22 protein-coding genes are annotated in these 21,891 nt (G+C 40.3%); 3 read left to right on the top strand and 19 right to left on the bottom strand.

Going from position 1 to position 21,891, the window contains the following annotated elements; genetic code table 11:
• Positions 1-92: 92 nt before the first annotated feature.
• Both nfuA and gntX read right to left on the bottom strand, forming a co-directional pair.
• Entirely contained in the window at positions 93-671 is a 579-nt protein-coding gene (gene nfuA / locus DK861_RS02265) for a Fe-S biogenesis protein NfuA (RefSeq protein WP_006534544.1), read from the bottom strand.
• Between the two features lie 60 nt (positions 672-731).
• Positions 732-1,424 (bottom strand): DNA utilization protein GntX, encoded by a 693-nt coding sequence (gene gntX / locus DK861_RS02260; RefSeq protein WP_109399128.1) that lies wholly within the window; start codon positions 1,422-1,424, stop codon positions 732-734.
• A 37-nt stretch (positions 1,425-1,461) separates the two neighbouring features.
• Here gntX and bioH point away from each other — a divergent pair, with 37 nt between their 5' ends.
• Positions 1,462-2,229, top strand: coding sequence for a pimeloyl-ACP methyl ester esterase BioH (gene bioH, locus DK861_RS02255; protein ID WP_109399127.1), 768 nt, complete (start codon positions 1,462-1,464; stop codon positions 2,227-2,229).
• A 95-nt stretch (positions 2,230-2,324) separates the two neighbouring features.
• On the opposite strand, the gene DK861_RS02250 is transcribed toward bioH, so the two are convergent.
• The 5 genes from DK861_RS02250 to yihI form a co-directional block, all read right to left on the bottom strand.
• Entirely contained in the window at positions 2,325-2,555 is a 231-nt protein-coding gene (locus tag DK861_RS02250; RefSeq protein WP_006534547.1) for a FeoC-like transcriptional regulator, read from the bottom strand.
• A gap of 19 nt (positions 2,556-2,574) precedes the next feature.
• On the bottom strand, positions 2,575-4,902 hold the full coding sequence (feoB, locus tag DK861_RS02245; RefSeq protein ID WP_109399126.1) for a Fe(2+) transporter permease subunit FeoB: 2,328 nt from the start codon (positions 4,900-4,902) through the stop codon (positions 2,575-2,577).
• A gap of 48 nt (positions 4,903-4,950) precedes the next feature.
• The gene (gene feoA / locus DK861_RS02240; protein ID WP_109399125.1) at positions 4,951-5,187 is read right to left on the bottom strand and encodes a ferrous iron transporter A; all 237 of its coding nucleotides are present in this window, start codon (positions 5,185-5,187) and stop codon (positions 4,951-4,953) included.
• Positions 5,188-5,585: 398 nt separating this feature from the next.
• Positions 5,586-7,031, bottom strand: a complete 1,446-nt coding sequence (locus DK861_RS02235; protein WP_109399124.1) for a DUF4026 domain-containing protein — start codon at positions 7,029-7,031, stop codon at positions 5,586-5,588.
• Positions 7,032-7,256: 225 nt separating this feature from the next.
• The gene (yihI, locus tag DK861_RS02230; RefSeq protein ID WP_072064892.1) at positions 7,257-7,754 is read right to left on the bottom strand and encodes a Der GTPase-activating protein YihI; all 498 of its coding nucleotides are present in this window, start codon (positions 7,752-7,754) and stop codon (positions 7,257-7,259) included.
• 188 nt (positions 7,755-7,942) lie between these two features.
• On the opposite strand from yihI, the gene DK861_RS02225 reads away from it, so the two are divergent.
• Entirely contained in the window at positions 7,943-9,415 is a 1,473-nt protein-coding gene (locus tag DK861_RS02225) for a glycosyltransferase family 39 protein (RefSeq protein ID WP_109399123.1), read from the top strand.
• Positions 9,416-9,417: 2 nt separating this feature from the next.
• The gene (locus tag DK861_RS02220; protein WP_006534555.1) at positions 9,418-9,966 is read left to right on the top strand and encodes a GNAT family N-acetyltransferase; all 549 of its coding nucleotides are present in this window, start codon (positions 9,418-9,420) and stop codon (positions 9,964-9,966) included.
• A gap of 78 nt (positions 9,967-10,044) precedes the next feature.
• On the opposite strand, the gene DK861_RS02215 is transcribed toward DK861_RS02220, so the two are convergent.
• From DK861_RS02215 to greB, 12 genes are all read right to left on the bottom strand, one after another.
• On the bottom strand, positions 10,045-11,403 hold the full coding sequence (locus DK861_RS02215) for an NCS2 family permease (RefSeq protein ID WP_109399122.1): 1,359 nt from the start codon (positions 11,401-11,403) through the stop codon (positions 10,045-10,047).
• 228 nt (positions 11,404-11,631) lie between these two features.
• Complete coding sequence (locus tag DK861_RS02210; protein ID WP_109399121.1) at positions 11,632-12,384, bottom strand: amino acid ABC transporter permease; 753 nt, start codon at positions 12,382-12,384, stop codon at positions 11,632-11,634.
• Between the two features lies 1 nt (position 12,385).
• Positions 12,386-13,123: an amino acid ABC transporter permease gene (locus DK861_RS02205; RefSeq protein WP_072064878.1), complete on the bottom strand. Its 738-nt coding sequence runs from the start codon at positions 13,121-13,123 to the stop codon at positions 12,386-12,388.
• 106 nt (positions 13,124-13,229) lie between these two features.
• Positions 13,230-14,069 carry an ABC transporter substrate-binding protein gene (locus DK861_RS02200; protein ID WP_072064877.1) on the bottom strand — a complete coding sequence of 280 codons (840 nt, stop codon included), beginning with the start codon at positions 14,067-14,069 and terminating at the stop codon, positions 13,230-13,232.
• 214 nt (positions 14,070-14,283) lie between these two features.
• Entirely contained in the window at positions 14,284-15,018 is a 735-nt protein-coding gene (gene phoU / locus DK861_RS02195; protein WP_109399120.1) for a phosphate signaling complex protein PhoU, read from the bottom strand.
• 14 nt (positions 15,019-15,032) lie between these two features.
• Positions 15,033-15,809 carry a phosphate ABC transporter ATP-binding protein PstB gene (pstB, locus tag DK861_RS02190; RefSeq protein WP_006534565.1) on the bottom strand — a complete coding sequence of 259 codons (777 nt, stop codon included), beginning with the start codon at positions 15,807-15,809 and terminating at the stop codon, positions 15,033-15,035.
• Positions 15,810-15,838: 29 nt separating this feature from the next.
• On the bottom strand, positions 15,839-16,741 hold the full coding sequence (pstA, locus tag DK861_RS02185) for a phosphate ABC transporter permease PstA (RefSeq protein WP_072064874.1): 903 nt from the start codon (positions 16,739-16,741) through the stop codon (positions 15,839-15,841).
• Between the two features lies 1 nt (position 16,742).
• Positions 16,743-17,702, bottom strand: a complete 960-nt coding sequence (gene pstC, locus DK861_RS02180; protein WP_109399119.1) for a phosphate ABC transporter permease PstC — start codon at positions 17,700-17,702, stop codon at positions 16,743-16,745.
• A 76-nt stretch (positions 17,703-17,778) separates the two neighbouring features.
• On the bottom strand, positions 17,779-18,819 hold the full coding sequence (gene pstS, locus DK861_RS02175) for a phosphate ABC transporter substrate-binding protein PstS (RefSeq protein ID WP_006534569.1): 1,041 nt from the start codon (positions 18,817-18,819) through the stop codon (positions 17,779-17,781).
• 204 nt (positions 18,820-19,023) lie between these two features.
• On the bottom strand, positions 19,024-20,364 hold the full coding sequence (gene envZ, locus DK861_RS02170) for a two-component system sensor histidine kinase EnvZ (protein ID WP_109399118.1): 1,341 nt from the start codon (positions 20,362-20,364) through the stop codon (positions 19,024-19,026).
• Complete coding sequence (gene ompR, locus DK861_RS02165; RefSeq protein WP_006534573.1) at positions 20,361-21,083, bottom strand: two-component system response regulator OmpR; 723 nt, start codon at positions 21,081-21,083, stop codon at positions 20,361-20,363. Before ompR ends, envZ begins: the two co-directional genes overlap by 4 nt.
• 149 nt (positions 21,084-21,232) lie before the next feature.
• Positions 21,233-21,712 (bottom strand): transcription elongation factor GreB, encoded by a 480-nt coding sequence (greB, locus tag DK861_RS02160; protein WP_006534574.1) that lies wholly within the window; start codon positions 21,710-21,712, stop codon positions 21,233-21,235.
• Positions 21,713-21,891 lie beyond the last annotated feature (179 nt).

The raw sequence follows: 21,891 nt of genomic DNA, 5'->3' as shown, positions 1-21,891 counted from the left end.
TGACGTTATACTTTGTAAATGATTATTTTAATAAACAAATCCCCCATGATATCCGTGCAGGTGAGTATCATAGGGGATGTGATACTGAAGGATCAGTAGTAGGAATGTTCACCACGTTGGTGTTCAGTTAAGTCTTTCACACCTTTTAATTCATTTGGGAACTGGTTTAACAGTTCTTTTTCGATACCATCTTTTAATGTGACATCAATCATTGAACAACCGTTACACCCACCACCGAATTGTAAGATAGCATAACCATCTTCTGTGATTTCCATTAGACTAACACGACCACCATGCCCTGCTAATTGTGGGTTAATTTGTGATTGTAGTACGTATTCTACGCGTTCAATTAATGGTGCATCAGCATCGACTTTACGCATTTTTGCGTTAGGTGCTTTCAGGGTTAATTGTGAGCCTAGTTGGTCAGTAACAAAATCAATTTCTGCATCTTCTAAGAAAGGTGCGCTGATGTCATCAACATACGCAGAAAGTTTTTCGAACTTAATTTCAGTATCGTTTGGTTCTACGGCATCAGGTGGGCAGTATGAAACGCCACATTCAGCATTAGGTGTGCCTGGATTGATAACGAATACGCGAATTTGGGTGTTGGGTTCTTGGTTAGCCAGTAGTTTGGCAAAATGCGCCTGTGCGGCATCAGTAATAATAATCATATCGTCTTGCTCAATAGTTGACTGTTCTGGTTGGTTATCATACGCCCAATTGGCGGTTAACTACAAGGTTCGACAAATCGCCCATACCTCAACAGAGCGTGCTCCCGCACGAAATAACAAGGGGACAATACTCTTTAATGTCGCGCCTGTAGTGATAACATCATCAATTAGTGCCAGATTTTTCCCTGATACCGACACTGTGTTATTTAATATAAATGCATTCTTTAAATTTTGTTGCCTTTGCTTGGCATTAAGATGCGTTTGCACCAGTGTAGCACGAGTTCTTATCAGGGTATCCGGTTGATAAGCACAATTTAGCCACCTTGCCAAAGGTTTAGCAATCGCTTCTACTTGGTCAAAGCCCCTAGACCAACGGCGATGGCGATGCGAAGGAACGCTAATAATTCTATCGGGTTTCTGCACCCCATTTTCTCTATGATGTGAAAGCCATCGCAATAGAAAAAGTCGTGCGAGACATAAAGCTATTTGAGGGCGAGGTTGGTATTTATAAAGGTGTAATAATTTATTTAATGGAGGTTGATAGTCTGTGACTGTCAACATCTGTTTCCATGGTGGAGGCGATTGTAAGCAGCGCCCACATAGCATCATAGTGTGAGATGAGGGATATAAACAGCATGGGCAACGGTTATGTTGTTTAGGTAAATAGCGAATACAACTCGAACAAATACCTTTAGTATCATAATGTAAGGGTTGGCGACATAACCAACAATATCCTGCTATTGTTATCCACATAATCAAAATCCCTGTATTAAGAGAAGAGATCATAACAATGAATAAATTGTATTGGCAGACAATCGGTGAAGGAAAAACAGATCTTGTGCTATTACACGGGTGGGGATTGAATGCAGAGGTCTGGCAATCATTAATACCGCGGCTAAGCTCGCATTTTACACTGCATCTTGTTGATTTACCGGGTTATGGGCGTAGCCAAGGTTTTCCTGCCCTCACATTAAAAGAGATGGCAGAGATTGTTTTTACAAAAGCGCCTGCTAATGCTATTTGGCTAGGATGGTCTCTAGGTGGATTAGTCGCGAGCCGTGTTGTTTTAGATAATCCTAATAATGTGCAAGCGTTGATTACCGTAGCTTCTTCACCTTGTTTTGGTGCTCATGACGATTGGCCTGGTATCAAACCTGAGGTTTTAAGAGGGTTTGAACAGCAGTTAAATGAGAATTTTCATCGTACAGTTGAGCGCTTTTTAGCACTGCAAACATTAGGTACTCAAAGTGCGCGTGAAGATATGAAGGCATTAAAATCAGTGGTATTAGAGCAACCTCTTCCTTCTGTTGAAGTGCTTAATGGTGGATTAGAAATTCTGCGCACTGAGGATTTACGAGAAGAGTTGAAAATGCTGAGTTGCCCTTTTATTCGTTTTTACGGTTATTTAGATGGGTTAGTACCTCGAAAAGTGGCTGAATTATTAGATGCTATTTATCCACAATCACCTTCGGTTATTTTCCGTAATGCGGCTCATGCACCGTTTATTTCACATCCAGATGAATTTAGTGACGCACTTATTCATGCATGTAAAGAATGAACTACTATATGTACCAATTAAGATAGAACCGAGTGTGATGATAGAAAAATCCCCTATAAAAATAGGGGATTTAAGTCGGTTATACACTATTATTGTTAGCGTAATTGATAAAGCTTTGTCTGGCAGGCGGTGGCTTCAGGGCAACTTTTACAACTACCCGTAAGACAATCCTCGACATCTACCTCTTGAAGCTTACCCATCAATGTGAGCCGCTCTAACATTGCTTGCACCAACGGTTCAGGCATATTGAGTTGATGGCTGATAAGACGGGCATCGGCTCGACCATTAAGGGCGATACAATCACGTACTTCTATCAAACTAGCCATCTTACTTTTCCTTGGTCACTTAGTGACAACTACCTTTTGAACAACATTGTTTAGCCAATGAAGGTTTATTGCTTAAGTTAATTGTTAGACGATTACGGGCATTACGCAACAAGATAAACAAAATTAAGTTGAAGATAACTACAGCCGCAATGGTGATACCACTACTTTGTGGATGTTCGCTAAAGGTTGCGGTTTGATAGAACAGCGCAGCCAGTGAGTAAGCAATATTTAATCCCCAAAGAATAGAGAAGGTCATCCAGCCACGACTGGTTTCACGCGCAATAGCACCCATCACTGAAACACAAGGCACATACAGTAAAACAAAGATTAAATAGCTGTATGCAGCAATGCCGGAGCCAAATTTTGCCCCCATAGTTCCCATTGTGCCGGTATCCATTTCACCATCACCTTTACTTGCTTCAATTGGATTAGAAAGCGCAGCTAGCGTGAAAGTCTCTTTTAAGCTATCCCATGTTTCACCAAAGGCGTCACCAATTTCACCCCACAGATCGAATTCTTCAGGATCAAAAGGCTCGTTCACAATGCTTTCCGCGGTATAAAGGGTATTTAATGTTCCCACAACCACTTCTTTTGCCATTGCACCAGTGACTAAACCTACCGTTGCTTGCCAGTTATCGTTATGAACACCAATAGGTTGCAATAATGGTGTGATCACTTTACTGACTGATGCCAATGCAGAGTCATTGATGTTATCGGCAGGCTTACCTGAGAAAGTAAAGCTATTTAATGCACCGATAAACATACTGGCAATAATAATGACTTTACCCGCACGTACCACGAAGCCTTTTAAACGCTGCCAAGTTTGCATTAGTAACGTTTTTAGGTGAGGAACATGATAAACAGGCAGTTCCATCACGAAAGGTGACGCTTCGCCGCGCATAATGGTGTGTTTTAGCAACAAGCCTGTGAGGATAGCAACCACAATACCCAGAAGATAAAGCGAGAAAACAACACTCGCGCCGTTTTTACCAAAGAAAGCTGCCGCAAATACCGCGAAAATCGCTAAACGAGCACCACAAGACATAAACGGTGCCATTAATACGGTGATTAATCGCTCTCTAGGTGCATCAAGAGTACGCGCACCCATAATGGAAGGTACGTTACAACCAAAACCGACAATCAGTGGTACGAATGATTTACCGGGCAATCCCAGAGCTTGCATCAATCTATCCATAACAAATGCGGCACGAGCCATATAACCTGAGTCTTCAAGGATAGATAAAAAGAGGTACATCATCCCGATTTGTGGCACCAATGGAAGAACAGTATTGATACCGCCACCGACACCTTGAGCAAGGAAAATTGTCAGCCATTCAGGGAAGTTAAACGTTGCACCAACCCATTGAATACCATGAATAAAGATAGCTTCGGAGCCACCTTCAAAAGCAGGTTGTAATGCACCACCAATGTTAATTGCTAGAACGAACATTAAATACATAACAAACAGGAAGATAGGAACACCTAACCAACGGTTTAATATCACTTTATCGATATTTTGTGTCAGAATATTCGGCTTAATGGACTCCATATTGATCACGGTATGACAGATGCGCTCAATATTTTGGTAACGGGCATCCGCAATGACTAATTCTGGTTCATTATTCTGTTCGTCTTGAATGCGTTGGCGGATGTTTTTGATATCTTCACTCGTGATTTGAGCTCGTTGGTGAGTATAGATATCGCCCTCTAAGCACTGTAATGCCATCCAACGACGTTGCTGTAAATTAAACTCATCATGATTAATTTTTTCAGCAAGTACCTCAACTTCATTTAATAACCATAGTGGATAAGAAGTGAGTAATTCTTGTGGTTTTTTCTTTTCAGCCGGGAAGGTATCAATGGCTTCTTTGAGCTTATCAATGCCAGATGCTTTGGTTGAAATCATTGGAATAACAGGACAACCCAAATGCTCTGAAAGTGCCTTGATATCAATTTGCATATCTTGGTGTTCTGCAATATCGAGCATGTTTAATGCCACGATACACGGAATACCAAGCTCAAGCAGTTGCAATGTCAAATAGAGGTTACGTTCAAGATTTGATGCATCAACTACGTTAATCAACATGTCTGCTTCATTACTTAAAATGAAATGGCAGGCGATTTGCTCATCAAGCGATGTCTGTTCTGAGATTGTCGTTAAAGAGTAAGTTCCGGGTAAATCGACGAGCTCAATTTTATGATTTGCAGTTGTGAAACGACCAACTTTACGTTCGACCGTTACACCCGCCCAGTTACCCACACGCTGACGAGAGCCTGTTAACTGATTAAAGAGTGTTGTTTTACCGGCATTGGGATTACCGATAAGGCCTATAGTGAGAGGAGTCATAATAGTGATGCCAATAGTTGTCTTGTCAGGTTGAATGAGAAATAACGATTATTTTTCGTTATGAACTACTTCGCTAAGATTAATGAATGCGAGATCTTTTTTTCTTAAAATTAGGGAGACTCGGTGCGTTTCTATTTGAATAGGATCACCCAGTGGGGCGATACGAATAACGTTAAACACAGCGCCAGGTAACATACCTAAAGATAACAATTTTTGTCTGTATGCAGGGCTAATCTGAGGTGAGTAGCTCAAGATTTTATAACTGTGATTTGGGATCAGAGACATAATCGTCCTTCCACGAATGTTGATACAAAAAATAATGATACTGATAATTATTAACGAGTATGAGAATTCACATAATAATAGTCAGGATAATTATAATAAATATTTTTAATGCTAATGAGAATTATAATTATCCTTATTGGGTATAATTTAGCCTAGACTACACTTATCTGCACTTGATTTAAATCAACCAGAGAAAAGATATTGGGAGGAAATCAGGCTGTTTTCTCTATCTGTTACTAGACAAAAACAAAATGTGAAGTATTGAGATGTCAATGTAGCAATAAAATAATAATCAATTAATAGTATTAACAAGGAACAAGATAAACGTAGATTTCAAGAATATGAAGATCGCGAGCTTAAGTAAAAAAGCTCGCGTTGTTATTGTGAATGCCTACTAATTAGTGAGTTTGCTGGTGGCTAAAAAGCTGGTAAATATTGTTAGGGGTATAGCTATCACCTTCAAATGAAACGACCCAATCAGTAATTAAATCTATATTGATAGGATAGATTTCACCTTCTTGCATCTCTTTCACATAAAAAGGCACATTGAGTAATTTTGCATAAACAGTGCCTCCATCACGAGACTGTGGCACAAACCACATATGCTCTAGCTCTTTTTCTTCCTCTTCACCATAAGGAATGCCGAATTTGATCATAAATTGCCACGGGTTTTCGGTCTCTTCAGGTTTGTCTTTTCCTAATAACTTGGAGAGAAACCCACTTTTTTTCTCAACAGGTGGTTGATTGTAGTTATCAAACATAGAAACGAAGTATTCCCAACGTCGCTTGGCTTTTTCAGACATCTCATAGGTTTCTTCATTGCTACGCAGTAGCATCATCGCTTGCTGCTCTTCATAACCTTTAAAGAAGGTTTCTAAAACAGGATTTTCTTCATTGGTTCTAAATAGCATAGAAGAAGGATGTTGATGATATTCATCACGATCGGCCAAATCACCCAAGAAAACGCCGTGTGGTGCACCTTCTGTGTCGTAACGCATCTCTTCTAAAGGTCTAAGGCTTTCGAGTGGTGTTGATTGATTAATATGGCGAATACCTTCTTCAAAAGGTAATGCGACAAGATACTCCAAGCCTGATGATGTTTGACCGCAAAGCATTGGTTCACCAAATGCAATTTGGCGATGATTAATGCTGTTATTAACAAAGCAACGGAAGAGATCAGGAATACCATAGTAAGATTCAAGCATACTTGGAATAACTAAATCGACTTCTGTTAAACCACAACGAGCTAATCCATGTGTATGGAACCAGAACATGGTTGGTGGTTCATTTTCTGTGTCATAGACAGCATGAATAACATATAAGCTTTCTACTTCAGGATAAAGATCGGGCGTTTCTAATTGGAAGCGTATCCACTCAGGCGTTAATGCTTTACCTGCCGCTGATTCATCTAATGCTAAAACTATTTCGGGTGCGATGATATTAAGAAAATTTAGTTGATGGCGATAACTCGCTAAAGGATGCAAGGTTTCAGTAAACAGTGTTTCCAACAATAAATCTTGAGTTGTGGCATTTGCGTGCGCTAATAATTGCGGGGTAAGTTCATCTGTTGAATACATTGGGCGTATTTCGTAATTTTCATCACGAGGGTAAAGACAGACAAAAAAATGTAACTCGTCATCACCATGTTGGCAACGATAGAAAAAACCGTCGTCAATATTTTCACTGAGATAATTTATTTCACCGTCAGTGTAATCTGTCTGTTCGTCTAGACGTTGTTCAATAAGCGCATAGTTTAGTGGCTGTGCAGGGAAGGCCACTATACGAGAGGGCACTTTTTCTCCTTGCCCGGCTGCGATATCTAAGTACTGCTGTCTGTTATCCATATTTTTTATCACTCGTATATTAAAGATAGAAAAATAGGATATCAGGGATAACAAGAGAGGAATAGATGGAGTTATCTGAGCTTGTGAGGGTTATTTAATCTATTGTTGATAATAAAAATTAATGAAAAGTAAAACAGAGAAAACGTTATAAAAAATAACGGATATCAATAAGTTATTAATATCCGTTAGATGTCAGCTAATCAAGGAAAATAATTAATCTTTTGATTATTTACCTTTCAGCAATTGCATGATGTCTTCTGTTTTCTCTTCATCGTCATCATCTTCAAACTCAATACCCAGTTCAACCATTAATTCGTCAATACGATCAAGGGTTTTCTCAGTATAAGCCTGTTCTTCTGCGTTGAGTTTTTCACCGTTTTCAAGACGAGACAGTAATTCATCTAAACGAGCATCGTTTTCTAACAGGTCTAATTCTTGCTCAGATGTTAAACGAACGGGCTCTTCTTTAACGGGTGCCGGTTTTTTCTTCGCCACTTTTGGTGTATCACCCACAATCAGAGGGATCGGTTTTTTGCTACCAATACGGGGATCTTTCGGCGCTGTATTTTTCGTTTGCTGTTTATTTTCCGCTTCCTGCTGACGGTTACCGGCAGGATTGCCGCGGTGTTTCTTTTGACGTTTACGTTCACGTCCTTCCGCGTTCAGCTCTTCACGAGATTTCTTACGTGTTTTAGCTGCGGGTTTTCTTTTAATCATATTCATAATGGTAACTCGATAGTGATCTTCTTGGTTGCGCAATCTATCAGAAACAAATTTTCAATAAAAGCGCAAATTTAAGACAATTTAATTTTTGCTCACGTACAATGTGCGGTTCGTTTCACTATACTTTACTGTGTTGTGACGTCAATCAACGACCAAACTAAATTAATTAACTTAAATTTTTATTTATTATGACATTATTATCTGCACAATTACGTAAACCAGTATATTGGTGGGTTATTGGTTATGCGACGCTCTGGATCTTAGTGAGTTATCTCTTTGACCCTACCGTGCCTTATGATGCTGTTGAGGCTGTTAATTGGGGCACTAATGGAGGGTGGGGATCTCCAAAAAATCCTTGGTTTGTTGGTTTTATAATGACACCGGCTATTTATGGCGGTATCGATTTTAGCTTTTATTGGTATTTTATCCACTTTATTGTCATTGCCATTGGGCTATTAGGTGTTTGGAACTTAGCCTATAAGTTGACACAAAATACTAATCTAGCTTGGTTTGCTATGTTGTCGCTTAATTTATCTGGCGTTATCAACTTTGATATTATCCCGTATAACGATAATTATATTCTAGTGGGTTGTTGGGCATGGGCGTTCTATTTTTTCCTTTGTGCTATTAATGACAATCAAAAATATTGGATTGGTTTTGCGATTACGATGGGTATCGCCACAATGGGGAAATATTCATCGTTAGCTTTTATGGGTTCTGTGTTTTTATCAAGCCTTTTTGTACCTAAAGTTCGAGCAAGTTATTGTTCTCCCTATTTCTATATAGCGTTGGTTATTTGGTTTGCTTTTGTTATCCCTAATTTTATTTGGTTATGGCAAACCGACTTTGCCGCTTTTAAGTGGGTCGATTCACAAATAGAAAACCGTTTTAATTTGCGTACAACGCGTGCTGTACTGACGGTTTTTTATCCCATTATCTTGATGTGGGTAATATTACGTCTTTATGGTGGCCGAGTAAGTTGGTCTGCATCTAAAGATAGCCAGTTGTTGAATTTTGTATTGCTATTCCCATTGGTAATTATTTTTGTCTGGTTTAGTTTTCATGAAGGTGGACGTATCACGGAATGGTTACAGCCCTTTATGTCAGTTGCAACTGCGCTTTTTGTGGGTTCAATCAGTGTCATGCCTAAGCGTTCATTGCGTGGTGTATTGTACGGTTTAGGTGTGTTTGGCATGTTGGTTGTTTCTGGCTATACCGTCGTTCAAGCCGCTAATGTGCGTAATGCAGGTCAAAAATTTATTGGTGTAAAAACCTTTGTGCAAGAGGTTGAACAAGCATGGCATCAGCATTATCACACGCCACTTGCATATGTTGGTGGTGAGTATATGCATGAATGGGTGACTTTTTATGGTAAAGATAGACCATTATCTTCACAGCCTTGGGTGTTAGAAGAAAATGTTCAACCACCTAATATTTATAATCGATATATAACACTTCAACAATTAGAAGAAAAAGGTGTCGTCTTGGTGAGTGAAGTCGGCTATTACTGTGAAAAAGCACATTTTGATGAGGGATTAAAGCACTGGCCGAGCTTAAAAATAGCGGATACTCAAGAGATAATGTTTCGTGCTGAACCCGATGCCATTGCCGAGCCAGTTTGTATTGCATTTGTGGCGCCAAAAACACATAAGGAAAAGTAGAGATGCGTTACGCCGATATTCAGGTTGAAACAGAAAGATTAAGATTGCGCCCTTTTGAAATGGGGGATGCGGAAGATTGGTTTAAGATCATGAGTTCACCTGAAGTGACGCGCTACTGGAGTCATCTCCCTTGGCAATCTCTGCAAGAAGCGCAAGAAGATATCATTCAAGATATCACCCATATGGAAAGAAAAGAGTATCTGCGTTTAGCGGTGATAGATAAAGCAACTAATACACTGATGGGGATGTGTGTTTTCTTTAATCATTACCCTAATTCACGACGTGGCGAAATCGGATATTGCCTTGATACGGCTTATCAAGGCAGGGGGGTGATGAAAGAAGCTATGGCTGCGTTTATCACGTATCTCCAAACGCATTTATCTGTTCGTCGTTTAGAGGCCGATATTCACCCTGATAATAAAGCTTCAGCTGCTTTATTAGCGAAATTAGGTTTTGAACAGGAAGGGTATCTTAAACAGCGTTGGATAGTCGGTGATGAGGTTTCTGATTCGATTATCTTTGGTTTGTTGTTGCCCACGAACGTTGCATAATCACCTCTTTTCTTATAAAAAACGGCACGTTATTGGTGCCGTTTTGTCTGTATCATCATGATCTTAATTTATTAAATGTTAAAATAAATTATTTAAATCAATCACGTGAGTATCAATCAGTAATATTTTTAAAATAAATAGCAGTGAAACAATCACAACACATAGATTAATTTCTTTCCAGCGGAAAGTACCCACTTTCATCACACAATAGGCAATAAAACCAAGAGCAATACCTTCAGTAATTGAGAAGCTAAATGGCATCATGACAGCAGTGATAAAGGCTGGAACAGATTCTGTTAAATCATCCCATTTCACGCGCGTAAGGCTGGATGTCATTAATACACCCACATAAATCAGTGCGCCTGCCGTCGCATAGCTAGGTACCATGCCTGCGAGTGGTGATAAGAAGATCGCGAGTAAGAAAAGAACACCGACAACAACCGCCGTTAAACCTGTACGACCGCCGACAGAAACACCCGAAGTGCTTTCGATAAAAGCAGTGACAGACGATGTTCCCATTGCAGAGCCTGCAACAGAGCTTAAGCTATCGACATATAATGCTTGTTTCATCCGTGGAAATTTGCCTTTGTCATCGGTTAAACCCGCTTTATCAGTGACACCAATTAATGTGCCTGAAGAGTCAAATAGGTTAACTAACATAAAGGCAAAAATCACACCAGAAAGGCCGATATCTAACGCACCAACAATATCCACTTTACCTACCACGGTAGTGATAGAAGGTGGCATAGCAAAGATACCTTGATATTGAACATCTCCTAAGAGAAGACCAATGACTGTGGTGATAACAATTGAGATAAGAATTGCAGCATGAATATTACGAGCAGCAAGAATAGCGATAATAAAAAAGCCTAATGCACCTAGTAATACGTTATGAGAAGCAAAATTACCGATAGTCACGATAGTGTCGTTATTAGGAATAATAATACCGGAGTTTTTTAAGCCCATCATGGCGATAAAAAGGCCGATACCGCTCGTAATACCCACACGTAAACTCAGTGGAATATGGGCAATTATCCAATAACGAATACGAAAGAGCGTGAGTAAAAACAGACCTACGGCACCCCAGAAAATCGCTCCCATAGCAACTTCCCATGAGTAGCCCATTGCGCCAACAACCACAAAAGCAAAGAAGGCGTTTAGACCCATAGCGGGGGCAACGGCGATAGGTAAATTTGCCACTAATCCCATTAAAATACTGCCGAAAGCCGCAATTAAGCAGGTCGTTACGAAGACGGCTTTGATATCCATATTGGCAGCGGCGAGAATTTGAGGGTTAACGAAGATAATATAAACCATCGTTAAGAAAGTCGTGATACCCGCAATTAGTTCAGTGCGAGCGTTTGTACCGTGTTCTTGTAGCTTAAACACACGTTGGAGCAAACCCTGTGAACCAGAGTTTGGTGATGACATGCTCATAGACAAAAGATCCCAAAAAAAATGTTTTTCGCTTTATCCTACACAAATAAAACCATAACTGCACCTAAAAAAGTAATCGATTGCGTAGAGGGAAAATCTAAAGCTTAAAAAACGTTGAGATCCTTTAAGGGTTAAACTGGATAAATGTAAGGAGGCTAATAAGTCTAATAATGGTATCGACATGATGCAATTTCTATAGCGAGATCAGTCATACATTTAAATCCTTTTCTATGCCTTTTCTTTTTCGGTGAAATATTTTTTTCTAAACGGCAACACCCTTTGCCAAAAAGGGCGCTTTTCTTTTTGTGTGGAAAATAATTTAGCCACTCTATTGGCAATAATTTCCAATGAAAAACAGAGCACAAAATAGATAAAAGCAACAAATAGAAAGACTTCCATTGGGTAAACCATACTGCGGTTATTGACTTGTGTCGCTAAGAACGAAAGCTCACCGACACCGACGACATAAGCTAATGAAGTATCTTTGATTAAGGCTATCCACTGATTAATAAATGAAGGCACCATCATGCGTAATGCTTGTGGCAATACGATATGCCACAACACTTGCCAGCGATTAAAGCCTAAAGATAATCCAGCCTGCCATTGCCCTTTTCCTATTGCTAAAATGCCAGCTTTGACGCCATGTGCAATATAAGACGATGTAATTAACGCCAATGCACAAATTACGGTGGTGATTTCAGGTATTTCCATCCCTAATACAACGGGCAATAAAAAATAGACCCAAAATATCAACATAATGACGGGAATAGCGCGGAAAAAACCTAAAAAAGCCGCGAAAAGGTTAACCCAGATGCCTCTGAGCATAGCTAGGGCAATGCCACCTAATGTACCTAAAATAATAGATGCAATACCCGCAATGATACTGATAAAGATGGTCAGCGCTGCACCTTCTAAAGGCCCATCAGGATAAGCACCAAAGAGTAAGTACTGCCAGTTATCAGCAATAACAGTAAAATCCATTTTAATATCCTTGTGCTAATTTACGTTGCTGATGCCATTGTCCCCAAGCCTCCATCAAGGCTATCGCCGCAATATAAAGAATGGTTGCGACACCAAAGGCTTCAAAGGTACGTAGTGATTCTGTTTCGACTTGTCTTGATGCGTAAGAAAGCTCTGCAACACCAATAGCCATAGTCAGTGATGAATTTTTTATCACATTCATGTATTGACCCAACAAAGGAGGCAGAGCAATACGAAACGCTTGAGGTAAAATCACATAACGCATAGATTGCCACGGTGTTAAGCCTAGTGCTAAAGCGGCATATTTTTGCCCTTGTTTAACACCTTGAATGCCCGCTCTCAGCTCTTCGGCAATAAATGGCGTTGAGTAAAATGTCAGCCCCACAATGCCAGCCAAAAACTCAAAAGAAGGCCAAGAAAGTGTTACACCTAAGAATACAATCTCATGAGGTGTGTTTAACCACATCATGGCGCTTTGTGGCAGAATTTCTCCTGAGGCGAAATACCAAAAGAACAACTGTACTAACAGTGGAGTATTTCGAAAGAGTGAAGTATAAGCAGTGGCTAACCAGCGTAATGGTGCAAACGCGCTATCTCTTGCAGCACTAAGGGCGAAGCTCATTAATGTTGCGATGACAATAGTCCAAAAAGAGATAAGCAAGGTGATTAGAAAACCGTTCCAGAGCCAGCTTAAATAGTGTGGCTCAAGAAGGTAATGTGATAGAAATTGCTCAAACATATAATAGGCCTATTGTAGACACCAAACCCCGCAAAAGCGGGGTAGGTGTTTTAGTAAAGGAATAACTTTATTTTGATGAAAGAAGAAAGTTATTACGCTTTAAAGATCAAGATTGTGGTGTTTGCTCTGATAGTGGGGCAAATTTAAAATCACCGCGAGGTTGAGCTGATTTGGTTTCAGGGCCAAACCAACGGTTATAGATCTCTTCTGCTTTGCCTTCTTTTTCCAATCTTAATAGCGTGTTATTGATTTCATTAATTAAACGTTCTTCACCTTTAGCTGCTGCAACTGCTTGGTATTCACGGGTGATGCTAAACGGTGAAATTTCAAAATCTGCTTTAATGGCATCAGGAAGATTGGCTAATAAACCCACTAATTTTGCATCGTCTTGTGTGATGGCTTGTACGTTACCATTACGTAATGCGGCGAAAGCCAGTGGTGTATCGTCATAAGAGATAACTTTGGTGTCAGGATAGCGTTCACGTAACGTGATTTCTTGAACGGTACCTTTATCTGCACCAATGCGCAGTGAATGAATTTGTTCTGGGTTAGTTAAAACCCCTTTACGTGCAATAAATTTTTGTCCGGTTGCAAAGTAAGGAATAGAGAAGTCAACCTGCTTAGCGCGTTCATCGGTAATGGTGAAGTTGGCCGCGATTAAATCAACTTTCTTAGAACTTAAAAGTGGGATACGGTTTGCTGGGTTTGTTGGGCGAAGTTCCAGTTTTACACCTAAATCGTTGGCGATCTCATTGGCGATATCCGCATCATAACCTGCCAGTTTTTTGGTTTGAGGATCAATGAAGCCAAAAGGAGGATTGCTATCAAAAATCGCGATACGTACTACACCTGCTTTTTTTATATCATCGAGTTTATCTGCTTTTGCAAGACCAGAGAAAAGCACAGAGCCTGCAATTAATGCGGTTGCCAAAACACGTAGTTTCATTATTCACCCCAAAGAAAAGAATTATCATCGTTATGTTGGATATCACGCTATCAAGTTGATCTAAGTTCATAAAATAATAAAAATTGATATGGATATGCTTTTAAGGAATAAGATGAAAAAACGTGTTGAGCTAGAAGGGGATTAATTGATAAGAAAATAAAAAAACAGCGACATAAGCGTCGCTGTTTTGAAGAAAAGAAAAAGAGAGATAAATTTATTTAGAGGTGCTGCTGTCGTCACTTTTGGTGAGCATTTTTTCTACTTGGTCGCCCCCTAAATGGCGGAAATCATGACCTTTTACGTAATAGAAAATAAACTCACAAATATTCTGGCAACGGTCGCCGATGCGTTCAATTGAGCGTGCACAAAAGAGTGCGGTTAACACACTTGGAATAGTGCGAGGGTCTTCCATCATGTAAGTCATTAATTGACGGACAATCCCCTCATATTCGTTATCAATTTTAGCGTCTTCACGATAGATGCGTACAGCTTCATCTAAATCCATGCGCGCAAACGCATCAAGAACATCATGAAGCATTTGTATGGCGTGTTGACCTAAAGATTCTAAACTCACAAGCAGAGGTTGATGCTGGTGTGAAAACTTTTCAAGCGCCGTTTTACAGATTTTTTCAGCAACATCACCAATACGTTCTAGCTCAGCGATCGTTTTTGATATCGCCATAATTAAACGTAAATCACTCGCGGTTGGCTGGCGTTTAGCAATAATTCGCATACACGCATCATCAATGGCGACTTCCATCATATTGACGTTATGGTCACCTTCAATAACTTCATTTGCCAATGCTTGGTCTTGATTATGCATTGCCATAACGGCTTTTTTCAGTTGTTCTTCAACAAGCCCACCCATAACCATCAGCTCGGTACGGATATGCTCTAACTCAGCATTAAATTGACCAGAAATATGCTTGTTGTGATTTAAATTATCCATTGATTGCCTCGTTATCAGCCATAACGCCCAGTGATGTAATCTTCAGTTTGTTTTTTCGCAGGACGCGTAAATAACGTATCCGTATCGCTAAATTCAATTAACTCACCTAAATACATAAATGCAGTGTAATCAGAACAACGTGCTGCTTGTTGCATGTTATGTGTCACGATAACCACGGTATATTCTGATTTGAGTTCGCTGATAAGTTCTTCAATACGACCTGTTGAGATTGGGTCAAGTGCTGAACAAGGCTCATCGAGTAATAACACTTCAGGACGAATAGCGATACCGCGTGCAATACATAAACGCTGTTGTTGACCACCAGATAAACTATATCCACTTTGATGTAATTTATCTTTGGTTTCGTTCCATAATGCGGCTTTAGTCAAAGCCCACTGAACACGTTCGTCCATATCAGCGCGAGATAACTTTTCGAATAAGCGTACACCAAAAGCGATGTTGTCATAAATTGACATCGGGAAAGGTGTTGGTTTTTGGAACACCATACCGACTTTGGCACGCAATAGCGCGATATCTTGCTTATCTGTCAGGATATTGTTGCCATCTAGCAGAATCTCGCCTTCTGCACGTTGTTCGCCATAAAGCTCATACATCTTATTAAAAGTACGCAGTAAGGTTGATTTACCACAGCCAGAAGGGCCGATAAATGCAGTCACCTTATTTTTGGCAATATCTAAAGAGATATTTTTCAGCGCATGGAATTTACCGTAGTAGAAGTTCAAATCACGAACTTGAATTTTATTTCCTGCGTTATCATTAGCCATAATCATTCAACGTCTCTCTTGCTTAACTTTCTGCGTTAACCGTGCTTGCGTTTAGCAAACAGCACGCGCGCAATAATATTGATAAATAGAACACAGAGGGTGATAAGTAATACGCCAGCCCAAGCAAGCTCTTGCCATTGTGCAAAAGGACTCATGGCGAACTTAAAGATAGTCACAGGTAAGTTAGCTATCGGTTCGTTTAAGTCTGTGCTCCAGAATTGATTTGATAGTGAAGTAAATAACAGTGGTGCTGTTTCACCTGCAATACGTGCAATCGCTAATAACACACCCGTGATAATGCCTGACACCGAGGCTTTTAAGGTGATTTTAGAGATCATTTTCCACTTTGGTGTTCCTAATGCGTAAGCGGCTTCGCGTAAGCTATCAGGGACTAACTTCAACATATTTTCAGTGGTACGTATCACGATAGGAATTTGCAGTAACGCTAATGCGATAATCCCAGCCCATCCTGAAAAGTGCTGCATCTGTGCAACCACAATGGTGTAGACAAAGAGTCCGACGACGATTGATGGCGCTGACAGCAAAATATCGTTAATAAAACGTGTAGTTTCAGCAAGCCATGAACGACGACCATATTCAGCCAGATAAATCCCTGCAAGAATACCTAACGGTGTTCCAATAACCGTCGCCCACAAAATCAGTAAGCCACTACCAGCAATGGCGTTCGCCAATCCACCACCATCAGTATTCGGTGGTGGAGTCATTTCAGTAAAAAGCGCAATTGACATGCCATCAAAGCCTTTGGTGAACGTAGAGAATAAAATCCACGTTAACCAGAAAAGACCAAATGCCATAGTCGAGATAGATAAAAACAGCGCGATACGGTTTTTTTGACGACGCCAAAGTTGGCGTTTATGGCGTACACGCAGTTCGTTTTCTGTTTGAACTCGTAATGAAGAAGAGGATGTTTTAGACATATCAGCGCGCCCCTTCATTTTTTGATAAACGTAATGTCATAAACTTAGAAATCGCGAGAACGATAAAGGTGATGACAAACAAGATAAGCCCTAATTCCATTAATGCAGCAGTGTGTAATCCCGTTTCTGCTTCAGCAAATTCGTTCGCTAATGCAGACGTGATACTGTTACCTGGCATAAACAGTGAGACAGAGTCTAATTGGTAGGTATTACCGATGATAAAGGTCACCGCCATGGTTTCACCTAAGGCACGGCCTAATCCCAACATAACGCCACCGATAACACCGTTACGGGTATAAGGTAGAACGATATTCCAAATCACTTCCCATGTTGTACAACCAATACCGTAGGCTGATTCCTTCATCATGACAGGTGTCTGTTCAAACACATCACGCATCACAGAGGCGATATAAGGAATGACCATGATCGCGAGGATAACACCTGCAGCTAAGATACCAATACCAAAAGCAGGGCCTGAGAACAGCTCACCCACAATAGGAATGGATGAAAGCACATTACCGACAGGCTCTTGGAAATAGGTGGCAAACAGTGGTGCGAAGACAAATAGCCCCCACATACCATAAACAATACTTGGGATAGCCGCGAGTAACTCAATCGCAATACCTAATGGACGTTTTAGCCAATTAGGCGCTAATTCAGTGAGGAAAAGGGCGATACCAAAACTGACAGGAACAGCAATAATCAGTGCGATGACTGAGGTCACAATGGTACCGTAGATCGGTACTAATGCACCAAACTCCTGTGCTGGTGGATCCCATTCTTTTGTCCATAAGAATGAAAGGCCAAACTGCTGAATACTTGGCCATGAAGCAAAAATCAGTGAAACAATGATACCTGTTAAAAGCAAAAGCGTAATCAACGCAGCTAGACGGACTAGTGCGCTGAAAATAACGTCCCCTCGTTTACTAGGGGCCTTTATTACCGTTGTGTGCTCGGCCATAAAGCCTCTTTTAATTTATTACCCCCTGTTTTACAGGGGGTGAACGTTAACTAATTTCTTAATGGTTGCCGTTTTATTAGTAAATCGGTTTACCATTACTGTCTTTAATACTTGTTTTCCACGCTGTGCGGATTTGTTCTACAACTTCGGTTGGTAAGACGGCATAATCAAGATTTTTCGCTTCCTGATTACCTTTCTCATAAGCCCAGTTGAAGAAATTCAGTACTTCTTTACCTTTCACTGCATCTTTTTGTGTTTGATGCACAAGGATAAAGGTGGTTGAAGTAATCGGCCATGCATTTTCACCTTTTTGGTTAGTCAGATCTTGTGCAAAGCTTTTGCTCCAATCGATTTTTCTTGCTGCCGCACTGAAACTGTCTGCTGTAGGCGCGATGACTTCGCCGTCAGCGGTGACTAATTTAGTATAAGCAAGATTGTTTTGTTTCGCGTAAGCATATTCAACATAACCAATTGAACCCGGTACACGTTGAACGAATGCAGCGATACCATCATTTCCTTTTCCACCTAAGCCTGTTGGCCATTTAACGGTAGAGCCAGCACCTACGCCATCTTTCCATGCACTATTTACTTTTGATAAGTAGCTAGTGAAAACGAAAGAGGTACCTGAACCATCAGCACGACGAATAACCGCGATATTTTGGTCTGGTAATTTTAAGCCTGGATTGAGTTTAGCGATGGCCGGGTCGTTCCATTTTTGGATCTTGCCTAGATAGATATTACCGATAGTGTCGCCATCTAAGGTCAGTTCACCTGATTTGATACCAGGAATATTGACTGCCATAACAACGCCACCAATCACAGTAGGAAATTGGAATAAACCGTCAGCTTGTAATTTATCGTCTGCTAATGGCGCATCAGAAGCACCAAAATCAACGGTATTAGCAATGATTTGTTTAACACCACCAGAGGAGCCAATGCCTTGGTAGTTAATTTTGTTACCCGTTTCTTTCTGATAGGAATCTGCCCATTTAGCATAAACTGGGGCAGGGAACGTTGCGCCAGCACCAGTCAGCGAGGTCGTTGCCTGTGCAGAAAGAGCGGTCATTGAAAACGCAGCGGCAATGACACTAGTCAGGGTGGTACGCATCAGTTTCATAATCCCTCCTGTGGGATAGGTAGAATAATTTTCGACATCTATCAACTTCGGTTACGGTACGCACAGACAATAGGTCAGTTAGATGACAATTAAATGTCTTAATTGTGACAGTTTTATGACAAAGCATAAAAATGATGAAATATTTATAGGGGAGAAAGAAAAAAAGGAAGTGAGGAAGATAAAAAAAGATAGATTAAGATGTGCCTAATCGTCTTCGTCTTCTCGCTCTTTTAATGGAAAGTTAGCTCGAATTAATAATCCACCTTTAACACTATCATCAAGTTCAACATAACCACCGTGAGCATCCATGATACGGCGAATAATGGATAACCCTAAACCCGCCCCCGTTGAGCTACGCGCTTGTTCACCTTGAACAAAAGGCTGGAAAAGACGTTGTCTATCCTCTTGTGGAATACCAGGGCCATCATCTTCGACTTGAAACCATGCATATTCTTCATTTTTTCCACTTGAAACGCTTATCCAGCCATTGCCATAGCGAGTGGCATTGACAACCATATTGGCAAGTGCTCGTTTTACAGCGATAGGATTAGCTGTGATATTAATGGGTTCTGGATAAAGATGTTCTTCACTGATTTTTCCTGAATTAGATTCAGCTGAAATGACTTCTTGTAATAGATTATTCATATCACACAGTTCTAAAGATATCTCTTTACCCGTGCGCATATAGTCTAAAAATTGCCCAATAATAGCATCACAATCTTCGATATCTTTATTAATAGAGTCTGCGAGGTAACTATCTTCGGGACTCATCATTTCAGTTGCTAAACGAATACGAGTCAGTGGTGTACGCAAATCATGACTAACACCTGCCATAACAAGTGTTCTATCATTGTCTAATGAGCGAATTCCTGATGACATCTGGTTAAAGGCGCGAATGATTGAACGCATTTCTGAAGAGCCAGATTCAGGAATAGGCGGAGGAATAACGCCTTTTCCGATCCGGCGCGCAGCATACTCTACTTCATTGAGTGGGCGATTTTGAAAACGACTATAAAGCCAGAAAAAAGCGACAACGATAATAATAAAAATAATCGCTTGTCGATAAACAGGCAGTAAGAAGTTTTGCCCTAATTCAGTTAGTGGTACACGGATCCAAAGAGAAGGGGAAATATGTGTATTGACCCATAAAACAGGATATTCCAGCGTATTCTCGATCCAAATTTCAGTTTTCCCCTCAAGATATTCAGTCATCTGTTCACTTAATTCATCGTCTATTTTTGCCCAATAGAGCCCTTCCTTAAGTGCAGCTTCTTTATCAAAGAAAGAAATGCCTAATTCGTTATAGATTTTATTGCGTAAAGCTGGGGATATTTTGAGCGGAGTGCCGTCAACTAGGATCAGTTCTTCAGGTATTAACGTGCGTATTTCATACGCTAATACTTTATTAAATTGCTGAAGGCTTGGCCCAACAATAAGATGCTGCACAAGGATATAGCTGGCTATCAAGCTAAAAAAAAGCAGCGAGATAACCAGAAATAACGAGCGTGTCAGTTTATTGTGAGGGGAAAGCCTCAGCCTTCTCATTGAACGTTGGTTCCATCAGGAACAAAGACGTAACCAAGACCCCAAACCGTTTGAATATAGCGAGGATGTGTTGGATCTTCTTCAATCATGCGGCGTAAACGAGAAATTTGCACGTCAATTGAGCGCTCCATTGCACTGTATTCGCGACCACGAGCAAGGCTCATTAACTTATCACGAGAAAGCGGTTCACGAGGGTGTGATACCAACACTTTCAATACAGCAAATTCACCACTTGTCAGAGGCATATGCTCTTCTTCGTGGAACATTTCACGTGTACCAAGGTTTAGCTTGAATTTACCAAAAGAGATAATGGCATTATCTTGTGATGGTGCACCGGGCAGCTCGTTCGCTTGGCGACGAAGAACGGCGCGAATACGTGCGAGTAATTCTCTTGGATTGAAAGGTTTTGATATGTAATCATCAGCGCCAATTTCAAGCCCTACAATTCTATCAACCTCTTCCCCTTTTGCAGTAACCATAATAATAGGAATAGGGTTATTTTGGCTTCTTAAGCGACGGCAAATAGATAAGCCATCTTCACCTGGAAGCATTAAATCGAGCACAATAAGGTGGATAGATTCACGTGTGAGCAGACGATCCATTTGATCAGCGTTTGCAGCAGTACGGATTTGAAAACCCTGCTCTGTCAAATAACGCTCGAGTAGTGAACGTAGACGTAAATCATCATCTACGATTAGCACTTTATAACTTTCTTGCATTTTTTAAGCTCCCGAAGTGCAAATGCTTCTATTAGCGAATTCTATCATCGATAAGAATATTAAACCAAAAACAAAGAATAAACATTAATGATTTATAGATAAAACTTGTTCTTTGGTGAGGATAAAGAGAATAAATCTATTTATTTGCCTTATTCTGAATGATACTTGATAGATAATACGCAGTAATTAACTTCACCACCTGGTGTTTGCACACTAATTTCATCATCAACTTGCTTACCAATAAGTGCTCTGGCAACAGGGGAATCAATAGAAATCCACTGCTTTGCTGGGTCAAATTCATCGGGACCCACAAGTCTAAAGGTTTTGACATTTTCGTCATCATCTTCAAGCGTAACCCAAGCACCAAAATAGACTTTTCCTTCTTGGCGAGGATCTGGGTCAACGATTTTTAGCTCATCAAGACGTTTTGATAAAAAACGAACACGTCTATCAATTTCGCGTAATCGCTTCTTTCCATAAATATATTCAGCATTTTCTGAACGGTCACCTTGTGCCGCGGCTTCTGAAACCGATTGTGTGACACGGGGGCGTTCTTCTTTCCAAAGATATTTTAGCTCTTTGTCTAAGGCATACCAGCCATCACGAGTAATATAGTTACTTTTTGCCATTACAAATAAAAACTATCATCAACATTGAATTTCATAAAGATACTATAACGTGAATGTTAAAATAATCTGTTAATTTCCTCATAATTGTCGAGATAGATAGGAAATTTGCCCAATTTTTTTAGTGCTCTGCGTGTATAATAACCATCTTTTTTTAACTATTCCTCTCGGTAGGTAAATAT

Origin of the sequence: Proteus sp. TJ1640 (assembly GCF_003144445.1) — a bacterium.
Taxonomy (GTDB): domain Bacteria; phylum Pseudomonadota; class Gammaproteobacteria; order Enterobacterales; family Enterobacteriaceae; genus Proteus; species Proteus penneri.
This window is presented reverse-complemented; position numbering and strand designations above follow the sequence as displayed.